Annotated in this window: 21 protein-coding genes; 3 read left to right on the forward strand and 18 right to left on the reverse strand. The window is 49.6% G+C overall.

Annotation, left to right across the window (positions count from 1 at the left end; translation table 11 throughout):
- Positions 1-471: 471 nt before the first annotated feature.
- The 4 genes from BIT28_RS14850 to amrS all read right to left on the reverse strand — a co-directional run bounded on the left by BIT28_RS14850 (position 472) and on the right by amrS (position 3298).
- Positions 472-1134 (reverse strand): TPR domain-containing protein, encoded by a 663-nt coding sequence (locus tag BIT28_RS14850; protein ID WP_245823702.1) that lies wholly within the window; start codon positions 1132-1134, stop codon positions 472-474.
- A gap of 149 nt (positions 1135-1283) precedes the next feature.
- Entirely contained in the window at positions 1284-1724 is a 441-nt protein-coding gene (locus BIT28_RS14855; protein WP_075765049.1) for an OsmC family protein, read from the reverse strand.
- An 84-nt stretch (positions 1725-1808) separates the two neighbouring features.
- Positions 1809-2117: a glutaredoxin domain-containing protein gene (locus BIT28_RS14860; protein WP_075765051.1), complete on the reverse strand. Its 309-nt coding sequence runs from the start codon at positions 2115-2117 to the stop codon at positions 1809-1811.
- Positions 2118-2221: 104 nt separating this feature from the next.
- Entirely contained in the window at positions 2222-3298 is a 1077-nt protein-coding gene (gene amrS / locus BIT28_RS14865) for an AmmeMemoRadiSam system radical SAM enzyme (RefSeq protein WP_075765053.1), read from the reverse strand.
- Between the two features lie 68 nt (positions 3299-3366).
- Between amrS and amrB the strand changes: the two genes are divergently transcribed.
- Positions 3367-4155 (forward strand): AmmeMemoRadiSam system protein B, encoded by a 789-nt coding sequence (amrB, locus tag BIT28_RS14870; RefSeq protein WP_075765055.1) that lies wholly within the window; start codon positions 3367-3369, stop codon positions 4153-4155.
- Positions 4124-4711, forward strand: a complete 588-nt coding sequence (amrA, locus tag BIT28_RS14875; RefSeq protein WP_075765057.1) for an AmmeMemoRadiSam system protein A — start codon at positions 4124-4126, stop codon at positions 4709-4711. Before amrB ends, amrA begins: the two co-directional genes overlap by 32 nt.
- 70 nt (positions 4712-4781) lie before the next feature.
- Here the strand turns inward: amrA and BIT28_RS14880 are convergent, their stop codons facing one another.
- From BIT28_RS14880 to BIT28_RS14905, 6 genes are all read right to left on the reverse strand, one after another.
- The gene (locus BIT28_RS14880; RefSeq protein ID WP_075765059.1) at positions 4782-5882 is read right to left on the reverse strand and encodes a DUF3541 domain-containing protein; all 1101 of its coding nucleotides are present in this window, start codon (positions 5880-5882) and stop codon (positions 4782-4784) included.
- Between the two features lie 187 nt (positions 5883-6069).
- Positions 6070-6678 (reverse strand): alpha-ketoglutarate-dependent dioxygenase AlkB family protein, encoded by a 609-nt coding sequence (locus BIT28_RS14885; protein ID WP_075765061.1) that lies wholly within the window; start codon positions 6676-6678, stop codon positions 6070-6072.
- 46 nt (positions 6679-6724) lie between these two features.
- Positions 6725-7858 carry a bifunctional 2-methylcitrate synthase/citrate synthase gene (prpC, locus tag BIT28_RS14890; RefSeq protein WP_075765063.1) on the reverse strand — a complete coding sequence of 378 codons (1134 nt, stop codon included), beginning with the start codon at positions 7856-7858 and terminating at the stop codon, positions 6725-6727.
- A 109-nt stretch (positions 7859-7967) separates the two neighbouring features.
- Positions 7968-9053: an endonuclease/exonuclease/phosphatase family protein gene (locus tag BIT28_RS14895; protein ID WP_425439637.1), complete on the reverse strand. Its 1086-nt coding sequence runs from the start codon at positions 9051-9053 to the stop codon at positions 7968-7970.
- 186 nt (positions 9054-9239) lie between these two features.
- Positions 9240-9725, reverse strand: coding sequence for a hypothetical protein (locus tag BIT28_RS14900; RefSeq protein ID WP_075765065.1), 486 nt, complete (start codon positions 9723-9725; stop codon positions 9240-9242).
- Positions 9726-9939: 214 nt separating this feature from the next.
- Positions 9940-10449, reverse strand: coding sequence for an O-acetyl-ADP-ribose deacetylase (locus BIT28_RS14905; protein ID WP_075765067.1), 510 nt, complete (start codon positions 10447-10449; stop codon positions 9940-9942).
- Positions 10450-10585: 136 nt separating this feature from the next.
- Here BIT28_RS14905 and mobB point away from each other — a divergent pair, with 136 nt between their 5' ends.
- The gene (gene mobB, locus BIT28_RS14910) at positions 10586-11101 is read left to right on the forward strand and encodes a molybdopterin-guanine dinucleotide biosynthesis protein B (RefSeq protein WP_075765069.1); all 516 of its coding nucleotides are present in this window, start codon (positions 10586-10588) and stop codon (positions 11099-11101) included.
- Positions 11102-11290: 189 nt separating this feature from the next.
- Here the strand turns inward: mobB and BIT28_RS14915 are convergent, their stop codons facing one another.
- From BIT28_RS14915 to BIT28_RS14950, 8 genes are all read right to left on the reverse strand, one after another.
- Positions 11291-12673 (reverse strand): NCS2 family permease, encoded by a 1383-nt coding sequence (locus BIT28_RS14915; RefSeq protein WP_075765071.1) that lies wholly within the window; start codon positions 12671-12673, stop codon positions 11291-11293.
- Positions 12674-12837: 164 nt separating this feature from the next.
- Positions 12838-14154: a guanine deaminase gene (gene guaD, locus BIT28_RS14920; protein ID WP_075765073.1), complete on the reverse strand. Its 1317-nt coding sequence runs from the start codon at positions 14152-14154 to the stop codon at positions 12838-12840.
- A gap of 156 nt (positions 14155-14310) precedes the next feature.
- The gene (locus BIT28_RS14925; RefSeq protein ID WP_075765075.1) at positions 14311-15726 is read right to left on the reverse strand and encodes a nucleobase:cation symporter-2 family protein; all 1416 of its coding nucleotides are present in this window, start codon (positions 15724-15726) and stop codon (positions 14311-14313) included.
- 312 nt (positions 15727-16038) lie between these two features.
- A complete protein-coding gene (locus tag BIT28_RS14930; protein WP_075765077.1) occupies positions 16039-18915 on the reverse strand; it encodes a molybdopterin-dependent oxidoreductase Mo/Fe-S-binding subunit in 2877 nt (958 codons plus the stop codon).
- Positions 18916-18917: 2 nt separating this feature from the next.
- Complete coding sequence (gene ygfM / locus BIT28_RS14935) at positions 18918-19712, reverse strand: molybdopterin-dependent oxidoreductase FAD-binding subunit (protein ID WP_075765079.1); 795 nt, start codon at positions 19710-19712, stop codon at positions 18918-18920.
- A 516-nt stretch (positions 19713-20228) separates the two neighbouring features.
- On the reverse strand, positions 20229-21128 hold the full coding sequence (locus tag BIT28_RS14940; RefSeq protein ID WP_075765081.1) for an FAD binding domain-containing protein: 900 nt from the start codon (positions 21126-21128) through the stop codon (positions 20229-20231).
- Entirely contained in the window at positions 21122-21592 is a 471-nt protein-coding gene (locus tag BIT28_RS14945) for a (2Fe-2S)-binding protein (protein WP_075765083.1), read from the reverse strand. The genes BIT28_RS14940 and BIT28_RS14945 overlap by 7 nt, the downstream gene beginning before the upstream one ends.
- Complete coding sequence (locus BIT28_RS14950) at positions 21589-23781, reverse strand: xanthine dehydrogenase family protein molybdopterin-binding subunit (RefSeq protein WP_075765085.1); 2193 nt, start codon at positions 23779-23781, stop codon at positions 21589-21591. The genes BIT28_RS14945 and BIT28_RS14950 overlap by 4 nt, the downstream gene beginning before the upstream one ends.
- Between the last annotated feature and the right edge of the window lie 12 nt (positions 23782-23793).

A 23793-nucleotide genomic window follows, 5' to 3' on the forward strand; every position in this document is an offset into this window, starting at 1 on the left:
TGTCGTTTTGTCATTGAACACCTCATTTACGGTGGAGACTTTACCACCTAATTTGGTGTCCGGGATCATTAAACCACTACAGGGGATTAAAAGCCTAAAAAGACCATCGGTGTTTACCAGCCTTCAGCGTAACAAAGAATGGCTCCTCCCCTTTTATTTAAAGGGGAGGAGCCAGGCATGGGTTAATTGCAGAACAAGAGTATTTATACCAATCTACATAAGTATTTGATCATTCTTGCTGGTTAAAATCACTTTTAGCTGCGTTATGAATTTTGTAATTAGAGTAACTAGTTAGCTGCAATTCATGCCTTGTTCTAAGTGATTTTTCCTGCGCAACTATCTGAACAATTACTTATCCAGATTGGTATNATGAATTTTGTAATTAGAGTAACTAGTTAGCTGCAATTCATGCCTTGTTCTAAGTGATTTTTCCTGCGCAACTATCTGAACAATTACTTATCCAGATTGGTATTACAGCAATTTCTTGGCGCGGTTAATGGCGGTGATCAGCTCTACCCGATCGAGATCCGGGTGTTCACTATCAAGTGCCTGCTGCCAGGTATCTATCGCTTTTTGATAACGGGCATTAAGAAAATAATCAGATGCCAACAGCATCAAAGCAGGAAGGTTGTTTTCATCCAAGGCTAATGCCTGATCCATAAGCTGGCTAACTTCGGCATTCAAACGCTGCCCATCACGATAATAAATCGCCGTGGCCTGTGCCGAATAAATATTTGCCTGCGGTTCTTCGGCCAACCGGGATGAATAGCTAAACGCAAGCGCTGCATTGGCGTGCTCACCGGTATACATATAGGCATTACCTAACGCATACCATAGCTCTCCATTCTGTTTATCATTGCGTAGCTTATTCTGAATTTCTTCAATTCGCTTCTGGTTAAACTCACCGGCAGTTAATCCTGCCAACTCGCTAGTTTCAGTCTCATGACTAACGCTGCCGGGTAACTGGTAAGCTGGCTGACCCAGAAAAAAATAACCGCTCACCGATACTGTCAGCAGCGCGATACTGAGTAATATCGGTGCTCTTGCACTCTCTCTGTCACTACGGGCGTGGCTTAGCCAGATAATAAGCAAGCCTGCCACCAGCAAGACAGTAAAACCGATTCCGAATTCCAATATTTGCCTCTGCATCATGACGCTAAACAAGCCTATATTTTACCTGTTTTGAGTGTAACAAGAGAGTCCGTCTGACAGTTATTCGCCACAGCCTTAACTTGGATCAATTCTTAACATTTCTAACATTAAACAACTGATTTTATTGACTGTCACTGCTTATTGACAACAACATCACAAGCTAAGGTATTGGCAATAAAGCAGTTGGCATGAGCCTTCTGGTGCATTTTATCCACCACCTCATCACTGACAGTTACACCTTCGGCAAAAACAACTTTTGGGTTAAGCTCAATACGAGACACCTGGGTGCGATTATCAGCATTCTTGCCAAGTTCAGCTGTCGCCGTATCGTTGTAGCTGACAACAGGTAAGCGTTTCAGGTGAGCAATCGCCAGAAATGTCAGCATATGACATGAAGACAGCGCGGCAATCAAGGTTTCTTCTGGGTTAACCAGACTGGCATTACCCTTATATTCAGGCGCTGAAGAACCTTCAACCTGCTGACCACTGCCAAAGCGTATAGTGTGATCACGGCTAAAGTCCTGATTTTCCGGTCCCGATTGTTGCCAGTCTATCTGTACTGAAAAACTCATCCTACTCTCCTTGTGTGTTTGCCAAAACTAAATCCAGATAGTAAAAAGGCTCCACCAGGAGCCTTTACGTTCAATGCATGTCGCTTACAGTTCGAAGTCACCGAATGCTTCACTATCAACCTGGCGCTCTAAAAATGCAACCAAGTCGTCATGACCACCGATATATTGGCCATCAAGAATAATTTGCGGCACGGTACGAACAGTCTGACCAGTTTTCTGCTCGATAAACTCAACCATGGTTGTCTTTTCCAGGTCAGCTCCCAGTACTAACGTGGTGTATTCTGTACCACGCTCATCAAGAATGGCCTTTGCTTTCACGCAGAACGGACAACGAGGCTGGGTAATTACTAGGTTTTGGTAGCCCGCAAGCTGCTCAAGGGTCATGTCAGACATAAACTTCCATTATCAACATTAGGTTTCTATTTCTCGCTAAGATAATGGAAAGCCGCCCCGAATTACAAGCCTCTTAGTCTGTTCAGCAAGTCGGTAATTGTTATTCAGGCGATTTTGATCGGGATCCGGTGGCGACCAAATGCCTTCGGCGGTGCAAACCGTCCGGCAATCTGGTAGCCACAATAGTTACATATCCCCTGGTTACTCAGGACACAATCGCCGAGTTCATACCAGTTTCTCGACAGCACTTTTTTCTTGCAGCCCGGGCAATAGGTACTGTCTCCGGCCTCATCAAAAATGTTACCAACATAAGCATAATTCAAGCCGTTCTTAATGGCGATCTCCCTTGCTCGCTGCACTGTCTTTGGTGGGGTTCTCGGTTTATCCAGCATCTTGAAGTCTGGATGGAAGGCACTGAAGTGAATTGGAACATCCGGACCGAGATTGTCATAGACCCAACGTGTCAACTGTTCTAGCTCATCCGTACTGTCATTTTCATCGGGGATCAGCAAGGTGGTAATTTCGAACCAGACATCGGTTTCATGATGCAGGTACAGCAAAGTATCGAGCACCGGAGCCAAATGACCACTGCAGATTTTGTGATAGAAGCGCTCGGTAAAACCTTTCAAGTCAATATTGGCCGCGTCCATATAGCGATAAAACTCAATGCGGGGCTCATCACACATATAACCGGCACTGACGGCGACGCTGTGTATCCCGAGTTCATGGCAGGCCTGGGCGGCATCCACGGCGTATTCCATGAAGATCACCGGATCATTGTAGGTAAAAGCAATGCTGTCGCAGCCATAACGTTTGGCGGCCTGGGCAATCTGCTCGGGCATTGCCGTTTCACCCAGCGTGTCTATTTCGCGCGACTTACTGATACTCCAGTTCTGGCAAAATTTGCAGCTCAGGTTACAACCAGCTGTTCCGAACGATAGCACCGAACTTCCGGGGTAGAAGTGATTAAGCGGTTTTTTCTCTATCGGATCAATACAGAAGCCACTAGAGCGGCCATAACTGGTCAGGACGATTTCACCATCCAGGGCCTGTCTGACAAAACAGGCTCCCCGCTTACCATCCCGCAGCCGGCAATGACGCGGACATAAATCACAAATCACCCGACCGTCATCCAGCCGATGCCAATAATGGGTTTTGAATACACTCGGAGGCTGCAACATAAGTCACTCGATGTGAAAATTGTTCCTATAATAAATATAGTATTGCTTAAAATAACTGTGTGATTTCAATGAATATTCGCCCACCTGCCGTTGCGGGGAGCTTTTATGATAAGTCCCCGGAAACACTGCAATGTCAGCTTGATAGCTGGCTAATCCCGACTACGGATGAGTACAAAAAAATTCGGGCCGTTGTTGTTCCCCATGCCGGCTACGTATACTCGGGGAAAGTTGCAGCCCAAGCTTACCGCTATCTAAAATCGCAGGCAGACACTATTAAACGAGTGATACTGATAGGACCCAGCCACCGTTACTTCTTCCAGGGATGTGCCATCCCGTCGGTCGACTACTTCGCCTCACCACTTGGCAATATCGCTATAGACAAGCAAAGTGTTGAAATACTTCGTGAAATAGATGATATTGAAGTATCAGACCAAATTCATGCCTTTGAGCACTGCCTAGAAGTACAGTTGCCATTTCTGCAAACATGTTTGAATGAATTTACTCTGTTGCCGCTCTTAACCAGTAATGTATCCCCAGTCAACGTCGCCAATATTATCGATTCGTTATGGCAAGATGACAGCACGCTGTTAGTCATTAGCAGCGATCTCAGTCACTATCATCCTTACTCGGAAGCCCAGAAAATCGATCAGGACACCTGCTCTCTAATCGAGCATTACGACCCATCACTCACCCCCGAACAGGCATGCGGTTCGACCGGAATCAACACATTACTCTTACTCGCTAAGCAACGGGATTATCAAATCACACGTATCGAATTAAAAAACTCCGGTGATACTGCCGGGGATAAGGAGAGAGTTGTTGGATATGTCAGTTACCTCATATCAGAACCTAAATAAAGGGGAGCTTACCCAGCTGCTAGATATTGCCCGGGAAGCCATCCGCGGACACTTTTCAGAGGAGTTGCCTCGCCCGCCTCAGCTCGATTTATATGGAAAAAAACTACTCCAACCCGGCGCCTGTTTCGTTACGCTCGAAGTTGATGGCCAACTACAAGGCTGTCTCGGTTCGGTGTCGGCCAACTCCCCACTGGTTTTAGAAGTACACAATAAAGCACGTGCCAGTGCCTATCAGGATCATCGCTTTATGCCATTAACTGAAGAGCAGCTGGATCAATTGATGATTGAAATATCGGTCTTATCAGAACCTGAAGTGCTGGATGTCGATAACGAGCAAGCACTCATCGAGTACCTCGAGAACAACAAAGTGGGTGTCGTGTTATCGGATAACCACAGCCAGGCCTTGTTCCTTCCTCAGGTATGGGAGCAACTCAAATCTCCCAGAGAGTTCATTCGCCATTTGAAATCAAAGGCAGGCTGGAATGCCGTTTACTGGTCTCCGAGTATGGAAGTAAAAACATTCACCGTTACCAGTATTAAAGGCAAGTATTTTTAACCTGATAAAGAGAAGCCCCTGCCAAATGAAATGACAGGGGCTTTCTTGTTAAGTTCACATGTTTTAGCGGCTACTGCGAAATTAACCCGTATGGCACCGAGACAAAGATTTCTGGTTGTTTGGATACCGTAGGAACTTCATGGGCTCCTCGCCAGTCCAGCAGCATGATGGTCAGTACATTTCGATGCTCGCCATCAAGCAACTCAGTTTCCCCTTTCACTGACGGCACCATGCCAGCGTCACGGTCAATCGCCCCCTGGATAGCCTTGCGTGTTTTATCCACCACAGGATCGTTGTCCAGCCCGGCAAGCAGGAAGTTAATGCCGACTTCGGCGATCACATCCTCTTTCGAGCGCTCGATAATCGTATCTATGTTGTTGCGATAATAGTCATACACCCACTGGAAATCTTTCTCGTTAATCGCATGCTGATAGTATTCAGAGGCCGCGAAGATGATATGAGTCAGGCCGTAGATCTTGTTCATGAACTGCTGGTCGGTTAGCTCGGCATCCTTACTATCAGGGTAAGTCGCCTTGAACGCCTCAATAAACTCATTCACGACATCCTGCTCACCCAACTGGCGTAACCAATACACCTGGTTGGCAAGCTGGGCAGCCCACGCCCGGATCATTGCCGGATCCGTTGCATACTTGGCAAAGTCATAACGGCGGATCACCTCACGCAGGATCTTGTCATCGCGATGTTTGAGGCCGTACTCATTGGCACGGGCCATAGATCCTAGCAAATCAACCCCAAGATATAGATACTCAGGCTGAGAGCGCGTCGCGGCATATCGCAGCTTGCCCCGAACGTCGGTTTTCTTGCCATAGTTTTGAATGCGGGTCGCCGAATAAGCCTTAATTTGTTCCGGAGTATTAACCTCAGTGGCAAACTTATTCAGGCGGCTTGCCACACGTGCCATATCCGACCAAATAGCCGCTGAATATTTTGCGTCCTGAGTCTGGCGGTACATACGAAGCCCATAGTGCCCCATCTTGAACGCCGGTAGTGTGTACAGATTGCGCTCATAAGTCGTTCGGATGAGTTCAGCGTCTTGCTGGTAGGAAGGGAATGGCTCTGATTTGTTAAGCGGCGACGAAGCCGTTTCGGCATAGACTCCCCAAACCAACAATGACAGGAAAAACACCAATCCCACGTTCAAAGACTTCATAAACCCTCCATTGCAATATCAGGCAGGTGATATAACAGATGCCCAATATTGAAGTATCCATGTAATGTGCATGCTAAATGCACAAAAACGCTACCAGACGACCTTAATGGCTAAGTCAGCGGAAGGTCAAACATAAGCGTATTGCGAACCCAAACGGTGTGATCGAGCTAAACAACCTGAGAAATTCTTAACAAATCGTCCGATAGGTCAGGTTTATACGAGGATTTTTAAAACGCTGGGTTTTGGGGACGGAGTGAGACCAGAACTGCTGGGTTGTTCCCGCCATGACCAACAAGGAGCCTGACTGAAGGTTAAATTCGACTTTCTGCTTGCTGGCCAGGTGTTTTAAAACAAAACGCCTTCCTTCGCCCAAGCTGACCGAGGCAATAGTCGGCTGAGGTCCTAACTCAGTCTCATTATCCTGATGCCAGCCCATGTAGTCCTGACCGTTTCGATACAAATTAGCCAATACCGAATTGAAGCGGCAATAGCATACCTGCTCGCAGGCAGACTTAATGGCTAACAGATCAGGCGTCCACGGTGCCGGATACATGGTCAGCCCCGAGTAGGAGTAAACGGCTTCGCCACACCATGCCTGAAGCCTTGGCTGCAACACCTCACGGCCAAACATCCTGATTGTTTCCTGCTGCCAATTCAGCCCCGCCGACAGCCGGTGAAAATAGTCATCGGCATCAATTGCAGAGATGAAGTTCGGTGCCCAGAACAGCTTCCCGTCAGGTATGTCCAGCCACTCGCCGGAAACAGCTAAAGGCGAAAACAGATCCAGGTTTTCCATTACGTCAGTTCCTTATTCATCTATCCCTGCAGAGCACTCCTAATGCTCAGTGGCGCTGTTCTATTGGCAACCAATCTTGATGGTCGGGACCAATATAATCGGCACTCGGCCTGATTATCCGGTTATGCGCCCGCTGCTCAAACACATGGGCCGCCCAACCAGTCACCCGGCTCATAACAAAAATGGGGGTAAACAACCGGGTAGGAATCCCCATAAAATGGTATGCCGTCGCATGGAAGAAGTCGGCATTAGCGAACAGGGCTTTCTCGCGCTTCATTACGTCTTCAACCCGCACCGAGATATCATACAGTACCGCATCATCAGCCTGTGCGGCCAGTTTCTCCGACCACGCCTTGATTAATGCATTTCTCGGGTCTGACTCACGATAAATTGCATGACCGAAACCCATGATTTTCTCTTTGTTGGCCAGCATCGCCAGGATGCCAGCCTCTGCTTCATCTGGCGACTGCCAGCGCTCGATCATTTCCATCGCCGCTTCGTTTGCTCCCCCATGTAGCGGCCCGCGCAAGGTACCAATGGCGGCAGTTATACAGGAGTAGAGATCGGTAAGTGTCGATGCGCAAACCCTCGCGGAGAATGTCGAGGCATTGAACTCATGTTCGGCATAGAGGATCAACGAGCAGTGCATCACCTGACGATGTAGTTCTGACGGTTCTTCGCCAGTGATCATCTTCAGGAAATACCCGCCAATACTATCCTGCTCGCAATAGGTCTCAATCCTTACCCCATGGTGGCTATAGCGATACCAATAACAGATAATGGCTGGCAACAAGGCAAGCAAACGATCCGCCCTGTCATACTCTTCGTCAAAGTCATGTTCCTGTTCAAGGTTACCCAGCATCGAACACCCGGTACGCAGCACATCCATGGGGTGAGCATCAGCAGGGATCTGCTCGAGAACCGCTTTCAATGCCATTGGTAATCCACGATAGGAAACAAGCTTGCTCTTATAAGCGGCCAGTTCTGTTCGCGTCGGCAGCTTTCCCTTCAGCAGGAGATAAGCAACCTCTTCAAACTCGGCATGGGCTGCCAAGTCTGAGATATCATACCCACGGTAAGTTAGCCCCGTGCCGGTTTTGCCCACAGTACACAGAGCCGTTGAACCCGCGCTTTGTCCTCGCAACCCTTCACCGCCTAGTGCTTTTTGTGTACCCGGCATAATATGACTCCTGAACGTCAATGGCTATCCCCAAACTAAAGATAGGTGAGAACAATCAGTTCAACCACTTGAGGAAAATGTCAGGCCGGGATTACAAGTCATTCTGAAGCTAGGTATTTAGCGCGATATCGACCCAGACAAGACGATGATCCGAACCGGCTTGCGGGCGGTCCCGGCCTCTCTCATCACTGATCAAGTAGCGCATCGGATCTTTCTTATCCGGCCAGAATACACCTGACTGCAGTGCCTTGAGGTTGGAGGAAGGCAGGACATAATCCAGCCTTAAACCTGAAATATGCGTCCACTCAATCGGCCTCCCCTTTCGCTGCTGCCAGGGGATCGCAAAACGTCCGCCCACGCTTTTGGGTGCCTTCTTACCAGCACTGACCAAGCGGTTAATGCGAGGATGGAGCAAAAGGTTACGAATGGCCGATTTTATCCCGTCACCATCGGCCATGTCGGCATTCAGATCACCCAGCACGACAAATTGGTCCGTTTTCTCCAGGCCTCCCAACGCTCCCCTGTCGTCGCGAAGATAATCTGCATTGTCGATAATATCTGCCACCAGCTTCAGCTCGTCATGATTACGGCGCGCATTTCGCTTTTCACTGCCATCAAATACCGGCGGTGTCGGATGACAACACAACAAATTAATCCGTTGTCCCGCAACATTCACGGGGACGACAACATGGTTTTTCGAGGACAGGCGCAACACTTGCTCGGCCTGCTCACTGTAATAGTTATCTGGCATCACATTATCGAGAAGATCTCGCCAGAGCATTTCCTGCCAGCTCCGGATCGCCACTTCTTCAATAGGGAAACGTGACAATAGGACAAAACCGAAATGGCCATGATGTTCACCAAAACCCAAACCATCGCCCGGAAGGGTCAGCACTCCGTCGCCATCAAGATCATAGGGGCTCATCAAGCCGGTATTTGTCGGCGGACAATAGCGATATGGATAGTCGATAGGCTGCTGCTGATGCTGTGAACTCTCAAGATAATGGCGGCAGAAGTTTGCAAGGCTACCATCATCGCCACCTTCACCGGGATGGTCAAACTCGCACAACATCAACACATCCGGTCGCGTATGCTGAATAATCGCAGCAAGTTTTGACAGCCGCGTATCCGACTTGGAGGCCGTCTGTTCGAGGATTTGCCCGGGGGCTGGTGCCGACATTGAAATATTGAACACAGCAACCCGCAACACGTGGGGAGATGAGGATGATTCTGAGCCTAAGGAATGTTCAGTGCTGGATCGAAACGCTAAATCGGACAACAAAAAGTACTCAACGAAAACACAATTAGGCGGAAATTATACAGATTTGCCTGCAAGCTTGATAACTTCCGCGCTATATAAATCGTCTACTTCGGGGGTTACTCATCTCATCAATTGAGTGATCGCCAACCTGATTTGCTGCGCGTCATGCATTGCTCTATGCTTCACTGGCCCTTGCTCTTCCAGTGCCAACTGAAAACGTGCACGCTCAATGCCATTTTCCTGCATCAGCCAATGACCGATTTCCGTCAACATAAATGAAGGCCTCATATGTGCCGCATGATACAGGCGACCTAACCAAAACAGGTCCCACTGGCTATCACAAAAGACATATTCATATTGACCAAGAACGGCATTAAGGTGCTGACACACTTCTACGACCTGCCGCCCTTCAAGATGCAGTTCCTGTCTGGAAATTCGATGAATCTTATGTTCGGCAAAGTCATCCCAGTATTGCCAAACATCACTTGCCGTTAGCGGATTAATCAGCAAGCTATTGCCACTACCGTCTGGCAAGGAATACCCAACTTCTATCGGATAAGACTGATCGGATAACCCAGACGCTTCAAAATCCAACGTTGCCCACATTGCACTCTCCCTGATGCTTAGTCTGATCATCTTCGTAATACAGAACGGCGACTTCCTGTCGAAATTACGCTGAATCACGAAATACTATATTTTGGCGCTCTGTTTACTTCATTTTGTTAATTACCGATGTAAATGCGCTACACAATAAATGTAGCCTGAATCTGTCTCCTAAGGGTAAAAAAGTCTCCTACACTCACTATTGATACAAGTATACTCAATGATGATTTAACAGCATTTGATAGGTCTGTAAATCTTCGGTAGCAAAACAGGCAAAGTAGACCTGAATAATATTGCTATCTTTAGCCACTTCCTCTTGTACCGTTTTTACCGCAATTTCAGCCGCACGTTGCTTGGGGAAATGATACACCCCGGTACTGATACAGGGAAAAGCTATACTTTTTGCCTCAGCCTGACGAGCCAGCGACATTGCATTTCGGTAGCAACTCGCCAACAACTGTTCCTCATTCTGACTGCCGCCGTGCCATACCGGACCAACGGTATGAATGATATATTTTGCCGGTAGGCGGTAGCCTTTGGTTAGCTTGGCTTCGCCGGTCTTGCAACCACCCAGTGTCCGGCATTCAGCCAGCAGCTCAGCACCGGCAGCACGATGAATAGCACCGTCAACACCTCCGCCCCCCAACAGCGAATTGTTTGCTGCATTGACGATAGCATCCACATCTAGAGTTGTAATATCTATTTGAATTGCTGAGAGTTGGGCCATAACCATTCCTATCATTTTCCGTACACAGTGCTCGTACACTGATCCCCCAGATTTTGACACTTTATCCTGCTTGCATCATGACGTGGGGTGTAATTTCAATTAGGATCAGGACAAACAGACTTACTCGAAGTATTCCATGACTCCAATTATAGGTTTTTCCGGTTACAGCGGCTCAGGAAAAACAACACTACTGGAACAACTTATTCCGTTGCTGAAGCAGCAAGGCTTGCGAATTGGCCTGATCAAACACAGCCACCACAGTATCGACCCAGATACTCCGGGAAAAGACAGTTATCGCCTGCGCCATGCTGGCTGCGCCCAGACACTCATGGCGACAAAAGAGAGGCATATGCTGTATTTCGAATATCCAGAGCCTGATCGCGAAGAACCACAGCTGCAGGCCTGCCTGCAACAACTCGATCACAGCCAGTTGGATCTTGTACTGGTCGAAGGTTTCCGCGACGAAGCCTTTACCAAAATAGAGGTTCACCGCCCAAGTTACGGCAAGCCGCTGCTGTATCCTAACGACGAAACTATTATCGCCTTTACCACCGACGGCGACTGCCCTGACGGGTGTACCCTGCCCCAACTCGATCTGAATCGTCCACAAGACGTCGCCAAGTTTGTTGTTGCGTGGTTAAAAGAACAATAACGAATATCGTTTGTTCCTATCGCCATAAAAAAAGCGAGAGCCAACAGGCTCTCGCTTTTGTAATGAGGCAACTCTGTAGTTGCTATCTGTGCGTAGTCTCCCCTGTACACACTTTTCAAGGGAGAGACAAGGAAGGGGTTAGCATTACCCCTCCCTTCCCTTCAAAATGGAAGGGAAACATGACGAACTCTAGATCGCCCAGCCACCTGCATAGAACGCAACCAAAACAACAGCAATAACAACGGTACCCACGTTAAGGCGCTTGTATTCACCTGAAATAACGCGGCCAATCACCAATGAGCTGAAGCCAAGCATGATACCAGTAACAATGTTACCCGTTAGCACGATGAACACAGCACACATCAAGCCAGACAATGCATCGACAGAGTCGGCCATATCCAACTTGCTGACATTGCTCATCATTAGCAGACCAACATACATCAGTGCAGGTGCTGTCGCATAAGCAGGCACAAGATAGCTAACAGGCGATAGGAAAAGCATCAACAAGAACAAACCACCAACAACCGTTGCTGTCAGCCCGGTCTTACCACCAGCGGCTGTACCCGCAGCTGACTCGATGTAAACTGCCGCAGGCGCACCGCCCACAAAGCCGGCAAAAATACTGCTGACTGAGTCCGCTGTCAGGGCTTTGCCACCGTTAATGATCTGGCCGTCTTTATCAAGCAGGTTAGCCTGACCAGCGACCGCACGAATCGTACCGGTCGCATCAAAGATGGCTGTCATGACCAGCGCCAGAACACTTGGGATAACAATCGGGCTTAGTGCGCCCATGATATCCAGGCTACCTAGCAGTGATTCACCTTCGGCACCAAATGATGGCATGGCGAACAAGCCCTGGTAAGTGACGTTCGGGTCAAAGATCAGACCGAAAATAGAAATCGCAATGATGACCAGTAGAATACCACCCGGAACGCGGCGCTTCTCAAGACCGAAGATAGCCGCCAGGCCAATAATGGACATCAACACAGGTAGAGAAGTAAAAGAACCCAATGTAACCGGTAGACCTGCATGCGGGTTTTTCACAACCAGGCCAACGCCGTTAGCGGCGATGAGTAATAGGAACAAACCGATACCGATACCAGTACCGTGGGCAATACCAAACGGCAGGTTAGTGAGTATCCACTGACGCACGCCAGTGACTGTGATAGCGGTGAACAGGACACCCATCAGGAATACGGCACCCAGCGCAACAGGAATACTGATCCCCTGCCCCAGCACCAAACTAAATGCGGTGAAGGCGGTCAGCGAGATGGCACAACCAATCGCCATTGGCAATTTGGCCCAAAGCCCCATCAGCAACGAACCGAATGCCGCTACCAGACAGGTTGCGACAAATACCGCTCCCTGATTAAAACCTGCAGCCCCTAGCATACTCGGCACTACAATAACCGAGTACACCATCGCGAGGAAGGTTGTTAAACCTGCAACCATTTCCTGCCTAACGGTACTGCCGCGTGCCGAGATGTGAAAATAACCGTCTAATCCGCCTTGTGGTTTTGTTTCTGTTGCAATATTGGCGGGATCACTTTGAATTGTACTATTTTCAGACATGGTGATAGTTCCTTGTTTGTCATTGAGAGTAAAGAGCGCGCTGTACCTCGATCAATGAGACGTGCTCCTTACTGCCCAGAAAGTGTGTTGAGCTTCCTCTCAACGAAGATTTAATTACCTCTAAACTTCTTTATTTTTTGAATCTTTTTTTCTTAAGCGGTGTATCAGCCGCGCTCGTATACCAAACGGCCGTCAACGTAGGTTCGGTAAATGCTGCGATCATCACCCAGCGTCATCAGCATGAACAATTTCTCAGCCAAATCTTTCGAGCTGTCATAGCGAAGCTGCTGCAGCGGAGTGGCACACGGGTCGATAATGACGAAATCGGCCTCTTTGCCCACTTCGAAGTTACCGATCAAATGATCCAGTGACAGCGATCTCGCTGCACCCAGTGTCGCCAGGTAGAAGGCTTCAAACGCAGATAAACGATGCTGCTGAAGCTGCATGACCTTGTAGGCTTCATTTAGCGTTTGCATCATATTGAACGTTGTACCGGCACCGATATCGGTCCCCATACCCACTTTAATGTTACGCTTCCAGGCTTCCTGCAACTTGAACAGGCCGCTGCCAAGGTAGAGGTTGGATGTCGGGCAGAATGCGATTGCGGAGTCCGTATCATGGAGGCAGTCCCACTCTTTGTCTTCAAGGTGAATACAGTGTGCAAACACACTCTTAGAGCCCGTCAGACCATGGTGATGATAAACGTCAAGATAACCATCCTGCTCCGGATACAGCTCTTTCACCCACTCAATTTCATTCTTGTTCTCACACAGGTGAGTATGAACATAGGTATCTGGATACTCTTCCTTCAGCTTGCCCGCCATAGCCAATTGCTCTGGGGTTGAAGTCGGCGCAAAGCGAGGAGTGATCGCATACAGCAAACGGCCACGCTTGTGCCATTTTTCAATCAGCTCCTTGGTTTGGTTGTAACCAACTTCTGGCGTATCAAGCAGATAGCCCGGTGCATTACGGTCCATCATTACCTTGCCGGCAATCATCCGCATGTTGATTTTTTCAGCTTCTTCAAACAGGGCGTCCACTGACTCGGGATGAACGGTGCCGAACACTAGCGCGGTGGTGGTACCGTTACGCAGTAACTGCTTGATAAAGAAAGTCGACATTTCCCGCGAGTAGTCTTTGTCCTTGTAACGGGCCTCTGTCGGGAAGGTGTAATTGTTCAGCCACTCAAGCAACTGCTCCCCGTAGGCGCCCACCATTTCTGCCTGTGGGTAGTGAATATGGGTATCAATGAATCCCGGCATCACCAGTTTGCCCGGATAACTGCGAATGCGTACCGATGCAGGGACCATGTCCTTACCCTCTTCCCAGGGTCCGACCCATTCAATACGGCCATTGTCAACCAGCATCAAACCATCTTCGATAAAGCGGACATTGTTCTCGATATCCTCCGGCTTATCGACCACATGGGCAATATCCATAATTGATGCACGAATTGCCTTGATAGATTGGGTATATTCCATAATTACCTCATTAATGTCTTTGTACGCCCACCTGCTGTTAACTCATGAAACCAGTAGGGTGATCCCGAGAACAAGCTACGTACTGACCTTTTATAAATCTGTTGTGTAGAGTTTTTGAACTCTGTTTTGCAAAGCTGCCAACCGGCTCTTTGCGTATTAGTTTCGCTCCAGCTCCGCCTGCTGGCGAGCAAGGTTTTCTTCCTCTTCGAGTGCACGGTTACAGGCTTCGCACTCTTTGATTTGCTCTTCGAGCGCCTCGCGTTTTTCCTGTGCACTTTCGGCTTCGTCAGCCCGGTTGATGCCCAGTGCGATGTTAAGTCCCAGCGCAACCAGAGAACCGGTTGTAATGCCCGAGCCTAAAATTACTCTCATTGAATCAGGTAGATAGGTAAGAATTTCAGGACGAACTGTTACCGCCATGCCGGAGGCAACACCGACGGCAATAATCAGCATGTTTCGTTTGGTAAAGTTAATCCGGGAAAGAATGCCGATCCCCGCCGAAATGATCATCGCAAACATAACCAGCCCTGCCCCGCCAAGCACTGGCGAAGGAATGGTTACCACGATACCGCCCAGTTTAGGGAACATACCGGCGAGCAACATGATAATACCGGTTACAGCCACCACGTGACGGCTGGCAACGCCGGTTATGGAGACAATGCCGACATTCTGACTAAAGGAAGAGAATGGCGTCGCACCGAATACCGATGCTAATGCACTTCCGACACCGTCACACAAGATCCCCTTCGACAGTTTCTTACCAGTAAGCTTAGTATGTGTCGCATCGCTCAGAGCCAGGAAATCACCGGTCGATTCCATAATGGTAACCAGATAGGCAATCGACATCCCGATAATACCGCTCACGGTAAAGCTCAGCCCGAACGGCATCACTTCCGGCAAGGCGAAAAATGCGGCGTCGCGTACCGGGGAAAAGTCCACAATACCCATGAAGATGGCCGTCAAATAACCAACCGCCATCCCAATCACAATTGCGGCTGCCGAAATTATGCCTTTGCCAACCTGTGACAGTACAATCACGACTACCAGCACCAGTAGACCGAGCATCAAGTTACGGACCTGTCCGTATCCCTCCTGGCCGACAAATCCACCGGCAAACCAGTCTACCGATACCGGCAAGATAGTCAGACCAATCAAAACGACGACAGTTCCGGAGACAACTGGCGGAAATAATTTGCGGATCTGCGGCATAAACCGGCTACCGATAATCATTACCAACGATCCCACCAATGAGGCACCAAAGATTCCGGAGACACCGGCATCCAGGCCGATAGAAATTGATATCGCAACAAAGGTAAAGCTGGTACCCATCACCACTGGCAGGCGGATCCCAACAGGGCCAACGCCTTTACACTGAATAATGGTTACCACCCCTGAGACCATAAGGGCAGCATTCACCAGAATAACCATTTGATCGGTAGGCAGCCCGATCGCACTTCCCACCACCAGAGGGACAGCGATAATCGCCCCCATAGCAGCAAGCATATGTTGCAGAGCTAGTAAGATTGCGGCTCCGACAGGAGGCTTGTCTTCAACGTTATAAAAGAGTTTCATTTCAATACCATCCGTTTCTTCACACTTCCCTGGATAGATGTCAGCTTTAAAGCTTCTCTTGTGCCTGTTCAGTCAGACAGCATCCGTAGAAAGATTGGACGAGTATGGAATCGATAACCTAGCCAGAAATTCCCCAAGGGTCTCTCACCCGGCTAATCGCCAAGTGTTGCCTTACCCCAATACACCGTGACTAAAGCCATGTTTAGTCAACACCGGCCAAGCTATGACAGCTCACTCGTAATTAATATCAATTGATATATAAAAAAAGCGGTTATTTCCCATCCCCTGAAAATTAACCGCTTTTCGAATTACTTAGAGCTTATTAAGACCTCGCAGCACCTTCTCTGGTGTGAAGTTCCATTCCCGGATCCACACGCCGCAGGCATCATGAATCGCGGTTGCGATAGCCGGAGAGGCACCATTTACGCCAATTTCTGAAATTGACTTGGCACCATACGGACCAACTGGATCATCACTTGGCACCAGCGCCGCACGGAAGTCTCGAGGAATATCCCCAATCTTCGGAGCACCATAGCTCTTCAGATCCGTATTGAGCGGTACGCCGTTCTCGTCGTACATCAGCTCTTCACTCATACTGTGGCCGATGGCACGCATACTCGCACCATAGATCTGACCCAGAGCCAAATCAGGGTTAATTGGCGTACCACAGTCCAGCAGGGCGTGGAACTTGTTGAGTTTGATCTCACCGGTACGGGTATTGACCGCCACTTCAGCGAAGTTTGCACCATAAGGGAAGGCAAAATCAGAAGTAATGAAGCTGCCACTGGTCAATAACTGCCCCCAGCCCTTGCCTCCTTCAGCCTGGTGCGCAATCTCACCGAAAGTCACCTGCTTGCCATCTTTTGCTTCAACCGTAGCAGGGAAGACAAGTTTGACATCGGCAACCTCGGCACCCAGCATCTCAGCACCACACATCAGGATGCGCTCACGCATGGCCTCGGCAGCTTTCTTCGCAGCATTACCAGAGAAACAAGTTCCGGAAGAGGCATAAGCACCTTTATCAAACGGGCAGTGGTCGGTATCACCCGAGATAACAGTTACTTCTTCCAGTGGCATCTTCAGTGTTTCGGCCGCAATTTTTCCTACCACCAAATCCAGACCGGTACCGATATCTGCACCACCAGAGTGGACAATCAAGGTACCATCTGAAGCCAGCTTGGCTTTACAGTTGGCCTGATCAATATCAGGGATCCCTGATTTCTGCTGAATAATTGCCACGCCGCGGCCTACGGTCCAGTCGCCACCCAAGTCTTCTTTCGGAGTATCCCAACCAAACTCTTCACGGCCCTGACGCAATACTTCGTCAAGTGCACAAGACAGTACGCGAGGCGGTTCGGCAGGAAGGTCACCCTCACCAACAGCACCTTTGATCTTCAGTGGATCCCCTTCATGGACACGGTTCTTCTCGATGATTTCAAGTAGATCCATATCGATCTCTTCGGCCAGCTCCGCCAGCATCATAGTCAGAGCAAACACCCCTTTCGGCGCACCATAACCCTGGTAGGCACCAGTCGGACAGATGTTTGAGTAATAGGTGGTAACCTTAAAGCGCACATTATCAATCGGATAAAGCGGCAGTGACAGAGCAGGACCGTTAGAAGGTACTGTCAGGGCGTGGTTACCGTAAGGACCGGTATTAGCCTGGAAGTCCATATCGATAGCCGTCAGAGTACCATCTTTCTTGACACCCACCTTCAGGTTTACCTTGGCAACATGACGGGTAGAACAGGCAATGAACTCTTCTTCACGGGTATAGTGAAGGTATACCGGACGTCCGGTCGTAAAGGCTGCAAACGCGGTGAGATCTTCAACCAGAATATCCTGCTTGGAACCAAAGCCGCCACCGACACGTTCTTTAACGACATGCACCCGGTTTTGTTTGACACCCAGAATCTTAGCTACCTGACGGCGAACGTGGAACGGTACCTGTGTCGAAGCATGCATGACAAGACGGTTACCATCCATATAGGCATAACAAATGTGGGTTTCCGTTGGTGTCTGCTGAGCCTGTTTCGATTCGTAAGTACGCTCGAGAATCACATCGGCATCCGCAAAGCCCTGGTCAATATCACCGATTTGGCCATTAACCGACGCGGCAATATTCTTACGAGGCTCACAACCAATCGGGAAGTTGACAATCAGCTTGCCTTCACGCGGGTCAGCATTTTTGTTCTGTTCGTCCAAATCAGCCGGTGCGCCTGCCAGATACTCAATCGGCTCGTTGTGGATGATCGGTGCATCCGGTGCCTGAGCTTCATCAATACTCATTACCGGCTTAAGCACTTCATATTCGACATCGATCAACTTCAGTGCGGCTTCGGCGATTTCTACGCTCTCGGCAACTACTGCAGCAACACGGTCACCGACATGGCGTAATTTCTGACAGAACATACGGCGATCTAGCGGTGACGGCTCAGGACCTGTCTGACCACCAGGGGTATAAGGAATATCGGGGCAATTTTCATGAGTGATGACATGAACAACACCTTCCAAAGCTTCAGCCTTGCTGACATCCAGGTGCTTGATCCAGGCATGAGGGTGCGGGCTGCGCAATACCTTAAGCACGCAAGCATCTGCAGGAATGCGATCTTCGACATAACAAGGTTTGGCCTGAACCATTTTCACAGAGTCATCTTTCGGACTGACCTTACCGACCACATCCAGCTCATCACAAAATTCCGGGGCAACCTCTTCATTGTAATCAGGGGTGTTTTTACGCTTCGCTGCCAGCTCTACGACTTGGTAGAACTGCTGATAACCGGCATCTCGGCTAAATAAGCCAGAGAGCGCATCGTCAATCTCTTCACGCGTCGGCTCGGCAATACGATCAAGCAATTCAGTGATAATCAAAGCAGCGGCAGGATCGTTATAACCTGACTGCACCACACCCACATCGATCATCGCCTGCTGGACGACACCCAGCTTATTGTGTGTGCTGAGTGATTCAGCGGTGCGAACTTCGGTACCTTCCAACTGGGCGGCAATTAATAACGAGGCGTTAACCAGCTCGCCATTTAACAAAATTACGTCTGAGCCAGCAAAACCAAAGCCATCATCGCTGTTACGTACAGAATGAAGGCCCATACCGTGAAGTAACTTCTGAACATTTTCACCAGGCTGGCACTGAAGTTCCTGAGAGCGGCCGTTGAGAGTAAATGTAATAGTCATGGTTATGCCTCCTCAGCCAGATGCTGACACTCAGCCAGTAAATCTGTTACAACAACGCCGGCAATATAGCGCTTATATTCAACACTACCGATAATATTGGCCACAGGGTGAACGGCATCAGCCACGGCCTGCTCTAACAGTTCACCTTTTAAATCCTGCTTTTCAATGTCGCGCAAACGAATAGGTCTCGCGGCACCATTTCGCGTTGGTGACACGCCATCAAGAGCGATAATTTTGTTCCCTTCCTTATCGATAGATACAGCGGCAGTCACAACCGCCAAACCTGCCGCAGAGCGGACGATGTTGTATCCAATGCAGGTGAGGTTCACATCAGGGATGATCACTTTGGCAATTAAATCGCGCTCATCGGCTTCAATATAGTCTTCGACCTCGCTTTCACGACCGTCAGCCAGTACAACACGCGCTTTAAGCGCCATCAAACTTGGAACCAATAATGCTTCAGGCTGGAAGGCTGCAATCTCGCCACCCAGAGTGGCCTGGTTGCGCACGTGACGTGAATAAATAAATGCCGCAGCCTGCTTAAGAGCGACTGGCACCAGCTCACTGTCAATCAGGTTCTGAATACGGCACATCGCACCGATATGCAGGGCTTCACCGTGTTGTTCAATTTTGTCGAAGGCCAGGTTATCAAGCGAAATCGCTACCGTTTTTTCGGTTTTGCTCGGGGCGGCATTTAGCTTGGAACCACCAGCAAACCAGGTTGCAGCGCCTGCATGTTGCTGCATTAAGTCGAGTGCTTGGGCAGTAGAGTCCGGTCTCAAGTAGTGTTCAATCATTTTTCTTACCTTTTTAGAATTCTACTTATCTATAAATTCATGCTCTCTTTAGAATCAGAGGTAATGAAGATTTTTTAATATTCTTAAGCACTAAAAAGGCAACTATTGAGCCAAACTTGGCTGTTAGTTTGATAAGAGGTGAGTTTCGTGAGCGCGGTCAGAAATCGGACCCGAAATGAGACCTGCATCATCATTCATTTTCATATTCATTCTGGGGATAAACACTTATTTAACATGCTAAATAAGATTGCTTCTCAATCCATTAGGATTACCTATCAAAATAATATTTTTACTATCAATTTGATAACTATCAACAGTGATAGTTGATAATCAGCATCTTGGGCTGTGCCGGCCTTGACTACCAAACTCAAGTACTTGGCAGCGGAGACTTTCCTCCTTCTCCTGCTCTTCAGTAAGGTTGCTCATCCAGCGTACTGGCCCGGTAAAGAGGCAAAAAAGGGGGGCCGACTGGCCCCCATAAATTAAAAGAAAAGAAAATAAGAGGAAGGTTGTAACTTATGACACACTTAGCTGACTAAGCCAGCGTCTCAATAGATTTAGGGACGCCTGATGGCGGTATTCTGCGGTCGAACGTTGATCATCAATAGGGCGGATAATTTCGCTGTACATGGCGACAACTTCGTCGATAAATCTAGGTTTGGCGAGTTTCTCGGTAGGCTGGCCAACCAACAGCGACTCCAGTTCGCGGTTACGAACAACCGTCGGACCAACTGCGCCAAACGCAACACGCCAGTCCACCAGCTTGCCTTTGCCTGTACGGCCTTTACTGATCTTCGCCATGCCTGCCACTGACAGCTTCGTCAGGGCATTGGCCGCCCGGGTTCCTACCTTGTGATAGAAAGTCTCTGGCAGATCGGCCTGCGGGATCACGACATGCGTCAGCATCTCACCTTGCTTTAGCTGAGTAAGACCCGGGGCAAGAATGAAGTCCTCAAGCAGCATTTCTCGTTGCCCCTGCAAAGATGACAACACAACACGCGCATCAAGCAGGTACAACGCTGGTAGGGAATCTGCCGCCGGTGAGGCGTTACAGATATTCCCGGCCATGGTTGCCCGGTTGCGCAGCGCAGGCGCTGCTATCTTGGCCACACTCTGGCGCAGGATATCAGGCACCTGAGGGTACCGCTCAATCTCGCTGAGGGTTACACCGGCGCCAATAAACAGCGCTGAGTCGGCATCCCCTTCGGCCTGGGTTTCCAGACTGGCCTGAGTGATATGCTTGAGTTCGTCGATCGCGTCGACAAAGACCACATCACGGGCAAAGCTTGGCGTCATACCCGGTCTGACGCTGTGCTGCACCATTAGGTCCGTACCGCCGGAGAACAATGTGTGATCGCCAACAGCCAGCTTATCCAGAGCCTGCTCCAGGGTATCAGGTCGATATACCTCTACCATAAGCCTTCTCCTTTTTCGCTGGCGATCCTCGCGGCATCGACAATCATCCCGTACCCGGTACAGCGGCAAAGATTACCCGATATAGCCGTTCTGATTTCCTGCTCGTTCGGCTTGGCATTGACTTCAAGTAACGCATACAGTGCCAACACCATTCCCGGTGTACAGAAGCCGCATTGCACCCCTTTGGCCTCAAGCAATGCATCAATCACACACTGCCCCTTTTCGGTCTGACGCAAGCCTTCCAGCGTCATCAGCCGGGCACCTTCCGCCTGGGCGATAGGCATCATGCAAGCATTCACCAACTTGCCGTTAAACAGGATTGAACAAGCCCCGCACTCCCCTTCACCACAGCCTTCCTTGGTGGCCGTCTTGTTAAGGTTCCCACGTAGTGTGTTCAACAGCGATTGCATTGGGTCGGCTTCAACCTCAACCAGCTCATCATTCAGGTAGAACTCGATCTTCATTTTGCCTTCCCTCCTTCTACTGCCTTACCAGCCTCTGCCGTTTCCCCTGCATACAGGGCCTGACAGATTTTCTCTGGTGTTACCGGTATGGATGACAACGTCTTGCCTATGGCCGCTTCAACCGCCGCCGCAAAGGCTGCCGCACCACCGTTATGGGTTAACTCACCGCCCCCTTTGGCACCATTCGGCCCAAACGGATACGGGTTATCCACCAAATCACTTCCGATAGCTGGTACATCAAGCGATGTCGGGATCACATAGTCAGCCATGGTTTTCTGGGCAAAGACTCCGTCTTTGTTCAGTTCCATCTTCTCGCAGCTGCCATAACCCAGCGCCTGCACCAAGCCACCGTCAATCTGGCCCTTGAACACAACCGGATCAATTGCCCGGCCGATGTCATACACAGCCCATGCGCCAATAATGTCCGTCTCGCCAGTCGCCATATCGACCTCAACCTCGACGACATTCGCCCCATAGCTGGTCGCCTGATAAGCGTTGCCCTGATAGGTAGTCTGGTCCCAGACGTGGTAGTCCGGCTTGCGATAGATCTCTTCGATTTCCTGCGGCTCACCTTCCTGCCAGTTAAGTTGCAGTTTCTGAGCGGCTTTCTCAATCAGGTAACCAACAATCAGGATAGAGCGTGATGCCACTGTCGGGCCGGAGTCCGGCACAATGCCTGTATCAGGTACCGCCAGCTGAATCGTCTCCAACGGACGGTTCATTGTTTCGGCAACAATCTTACGGAACGTCAGGCTTAGCCCCTGACCGATATCAGTATTGGATGCGAGGATCCGAATGGTTCCATCGGCAAGCTTATTCAAGCGAACTCTTGCCCGTACCAGGGTATCTTCCAGATCACCGGCAAAACCACAGCCATGCTGGAAGACCGCCAGGCCGATCCCTTTGCGTTTACCGCTACCCTGACAATGTTCACCGCTATCAGGCTGGAACGCATTCAGCGTCGTCTTGGTGTTATACTCCGACAGGCTCAACACCCGCTCCAACATTTCGTCCAGCACCAGATCACCGAAGATCTTCGATCCAGTCAGCGTGGTCGAGTCTGATTTAAGGAAATGACGTTGCTTGAACGCCGCCGGGTCTTCGCCAACTTTCTTGGCGATATGGTTCATGTGGGTTTCCATGCAGAAACAGTTCTGCGGCGAACCAAAGCCACGGAATGCCCCAGTCGGTACGGTATTGGTTGTCCAGGCATGGCCCTCTACACGGACATTTGGGATATCGTAGACATTGGTCGCGGTGGTCAGCGAGCGCTGGAGAACAATGCCGGAAAGGCTGAGATAGGCGCCGGAATTAATATCAAAATTCAGCTCCATGGCAACAATATTGCCATCAGCGTCAATCCCGGTTCGGTAGTGGAATTCTACCGGGTGGCGCTTGGAGGTAAACTGAATATCTTCACTACGCTCAAGCACAATTCTGACAGGTCTTTGCAACCGCTCTACCGCAACGGCCAACGGTCCGGCAAGGACATCAGGGTAGTCTTCCTTACCGCCGAAGCCGCCACCTGTCGGGCACTGAATCGCGCGCACTCTGTCGTGACCGAGGAGTACTGCCATACAGTGGTGAACATAGAAGGGACATTGCATCGACCCTTCGATAACGATCTTGCCATCTTTGGGGTAGCCGACACACCCCTGGGTTTCAAGGTAGATATGCTCCTGATACCCGGTGCTGCACGTTTCTTCAATAATCGTTACAGCCTGTGCAAAACCCTCGTCGATATCACCTTTAGTCAACGTATGAGTATCAAGCACATTGTCTGTTGAATGAATGGCGCCATCGATGAGTGCTTTCGATTGTTCAATCGTATAAGCCGGCGTCAACGGTGAGTATTCTACTTCTATTTGTTGCAGGAGTTGCTCTATCACATCCGGGTCAGGGCCGACCAGCAGATAGATAACCTGACCGACGAACCGCACTTCTTTGTCGGCAAACGCCGGCCAGTCTATTTCTACGATGGGGAGTACATTTTGTCCCGGCACATCATTAGCACCAAACAGATGGTAGCCTTCTGGCATGGCCGGGATCTTAGCCGATTTAATGACGCCTCTAGGGCAAGAAGAGCGGTAGAACCGCCCTTCTAACAGTCCCTCGTAATGGCGGTCGGCAATATACTTAGCTTCACCTGTGGCTTCTGCCCACTTGAATCGAGTATTAACCGTATCCATAACGGGATCTCA

The organism is Photobacterium proteolyticum, from assembly GCF_001939735.1.
Taxonomy (GTDB): domain Bacteria; phylum Pseudomonadota; class Gammaproteobacteria; order Enterobacterales; family Vibrionaceae; genus Photobacterium; species Photobacterium proteolyticum.

Bases quoted from the DNA above. Each gene is read 5' to 3' on its own strand.
- BIT28_RS14905 (WP_075765067.1), bottom strand. From the start codon at position 10,449: ATGGCCCAACTCTCAGCAATTCAAATAGATATTACAACTCTAGATGTG.
- amrA (WP_075765057.1), top strand. From the start codon at position 4,124: ATGTCAGTTACCTCATATCAGAACCTAAATAAAGGGGAGCTTACCCAG.
- BIT28_RS14855 (WP_075765049.1), bottom strand. From the start codon at position 1,724: ATGAGTTTTTCAGTACAGATAGACTGGCAACAATCGGGACCGGAAAAT.
- mobB (WP_075765069.1), top strand. From the start codon at position 10,586: ATGACTCCAATTATAGGTTTTTCCGGTTACAGCGGCTCAGGAAAAACA.
- BIT28_RS14900 (WP_075765065.1), bottom strand. From the start codon at position 9,725: ATGTGGGCAACGTTGGATTTTGAAGCGTCTGGGTTATCCGATCAGTCT.
- amrB (WP_075765055.1), top strand. From the start codon at position 3,367: ATGAATATTCGCCCACCTGCCGTTGCGGGGAGCTTTTATGATAAGTCC.
- BIT28_RS14885 (WP_075765061.1), bottom strand. From the start codon at position 6,678: ATGGAAAACCTGGATCTGTTTTCGCCTTTAGCTGTTTCCGGCGAGTGG.
- prpC (WP_075765063.1), bottom strand. From the start codon at position 7,858: ATGCCGGGTACACAAAAAGCACTAGGCGGTGAAGGGTTGCGAGGACAA.
- BIT28_RS14940 (WP_075765081.1), bottom strand. From the start codon at position 21,128: ATGGTAGAGGTATATCGACCTGATACCCTGGAGCAGGCTCTGGATAAG.
- BIT28_RS14950 (WP_075765085.1), bottom strand. From the start codon at position 23,781: ATGGATACGGTTAATACTCGATTCAAGTGGGCAGAAGCCACAGGTGAA.
- guaD (WP_075765073.1), bottom strand. From the start codon at position 14,154: ATGGAATATACCCAATCTATCAAGGCAATTCGTGCATCAATTATGGAT.
- BIT28_RS14925 (WP_075765075.1), bottom strand. From the start codon at position 15,726: ATGAAACTCTTTTATAACGTTGAAGACAAGCCTCCTGTCGGAGCCGCA.
- BIT28_RS14915 (WP_075765071.1), bottom strand. From the start codon at position 12,673: ATGTCTGAAAATAGTACAATTCAAAGTGATCCCGCCAATATTGCAACA.
- BIT28_RS14860 (WP_075765051.1), bottom strand. From the start codon at position 2,117: ATGTCTGACATGACCCTTGAGCAGCTTGCGGGCTACCAAAACCTAGTA.
- ygfM (WP_075765079.1), bottom strand. From the start codon at position 19,712: ATGATTGAACACTACTTGAGACCGGACTCTACTGCCCAAGCACTCGAC.
- amrS (WP_075765053.1), bottom strand. From the start codon at position 3,298: ATGTTGCAGCCTCCGAGTGTATTCAAAACCCATTATTGGCATCGGCTG.
- BIT28_RS14880 (WP_075765059.1), bottom strand. From the start codon at position 5,882: ATGAAGTCTTTGAACGTGGGATTGGTGTTTTTCCTGTCATTGTTGGTT.
- BIT28_RS14930 (WP_075765077.1), bottom strand. From the start codon at position 18,915: ATGACTATTACATTTACTCTCAACGGCCGCTCTCAGGAACTTCAGTGC.
- BIT28_RS14945 (WP_075765083.1), bottom strand. From the start codon at position 21,592: ATGAAGATCGAGTTCTACCTGAATGATGAGCTGGTTGAGGTTGAAGCC.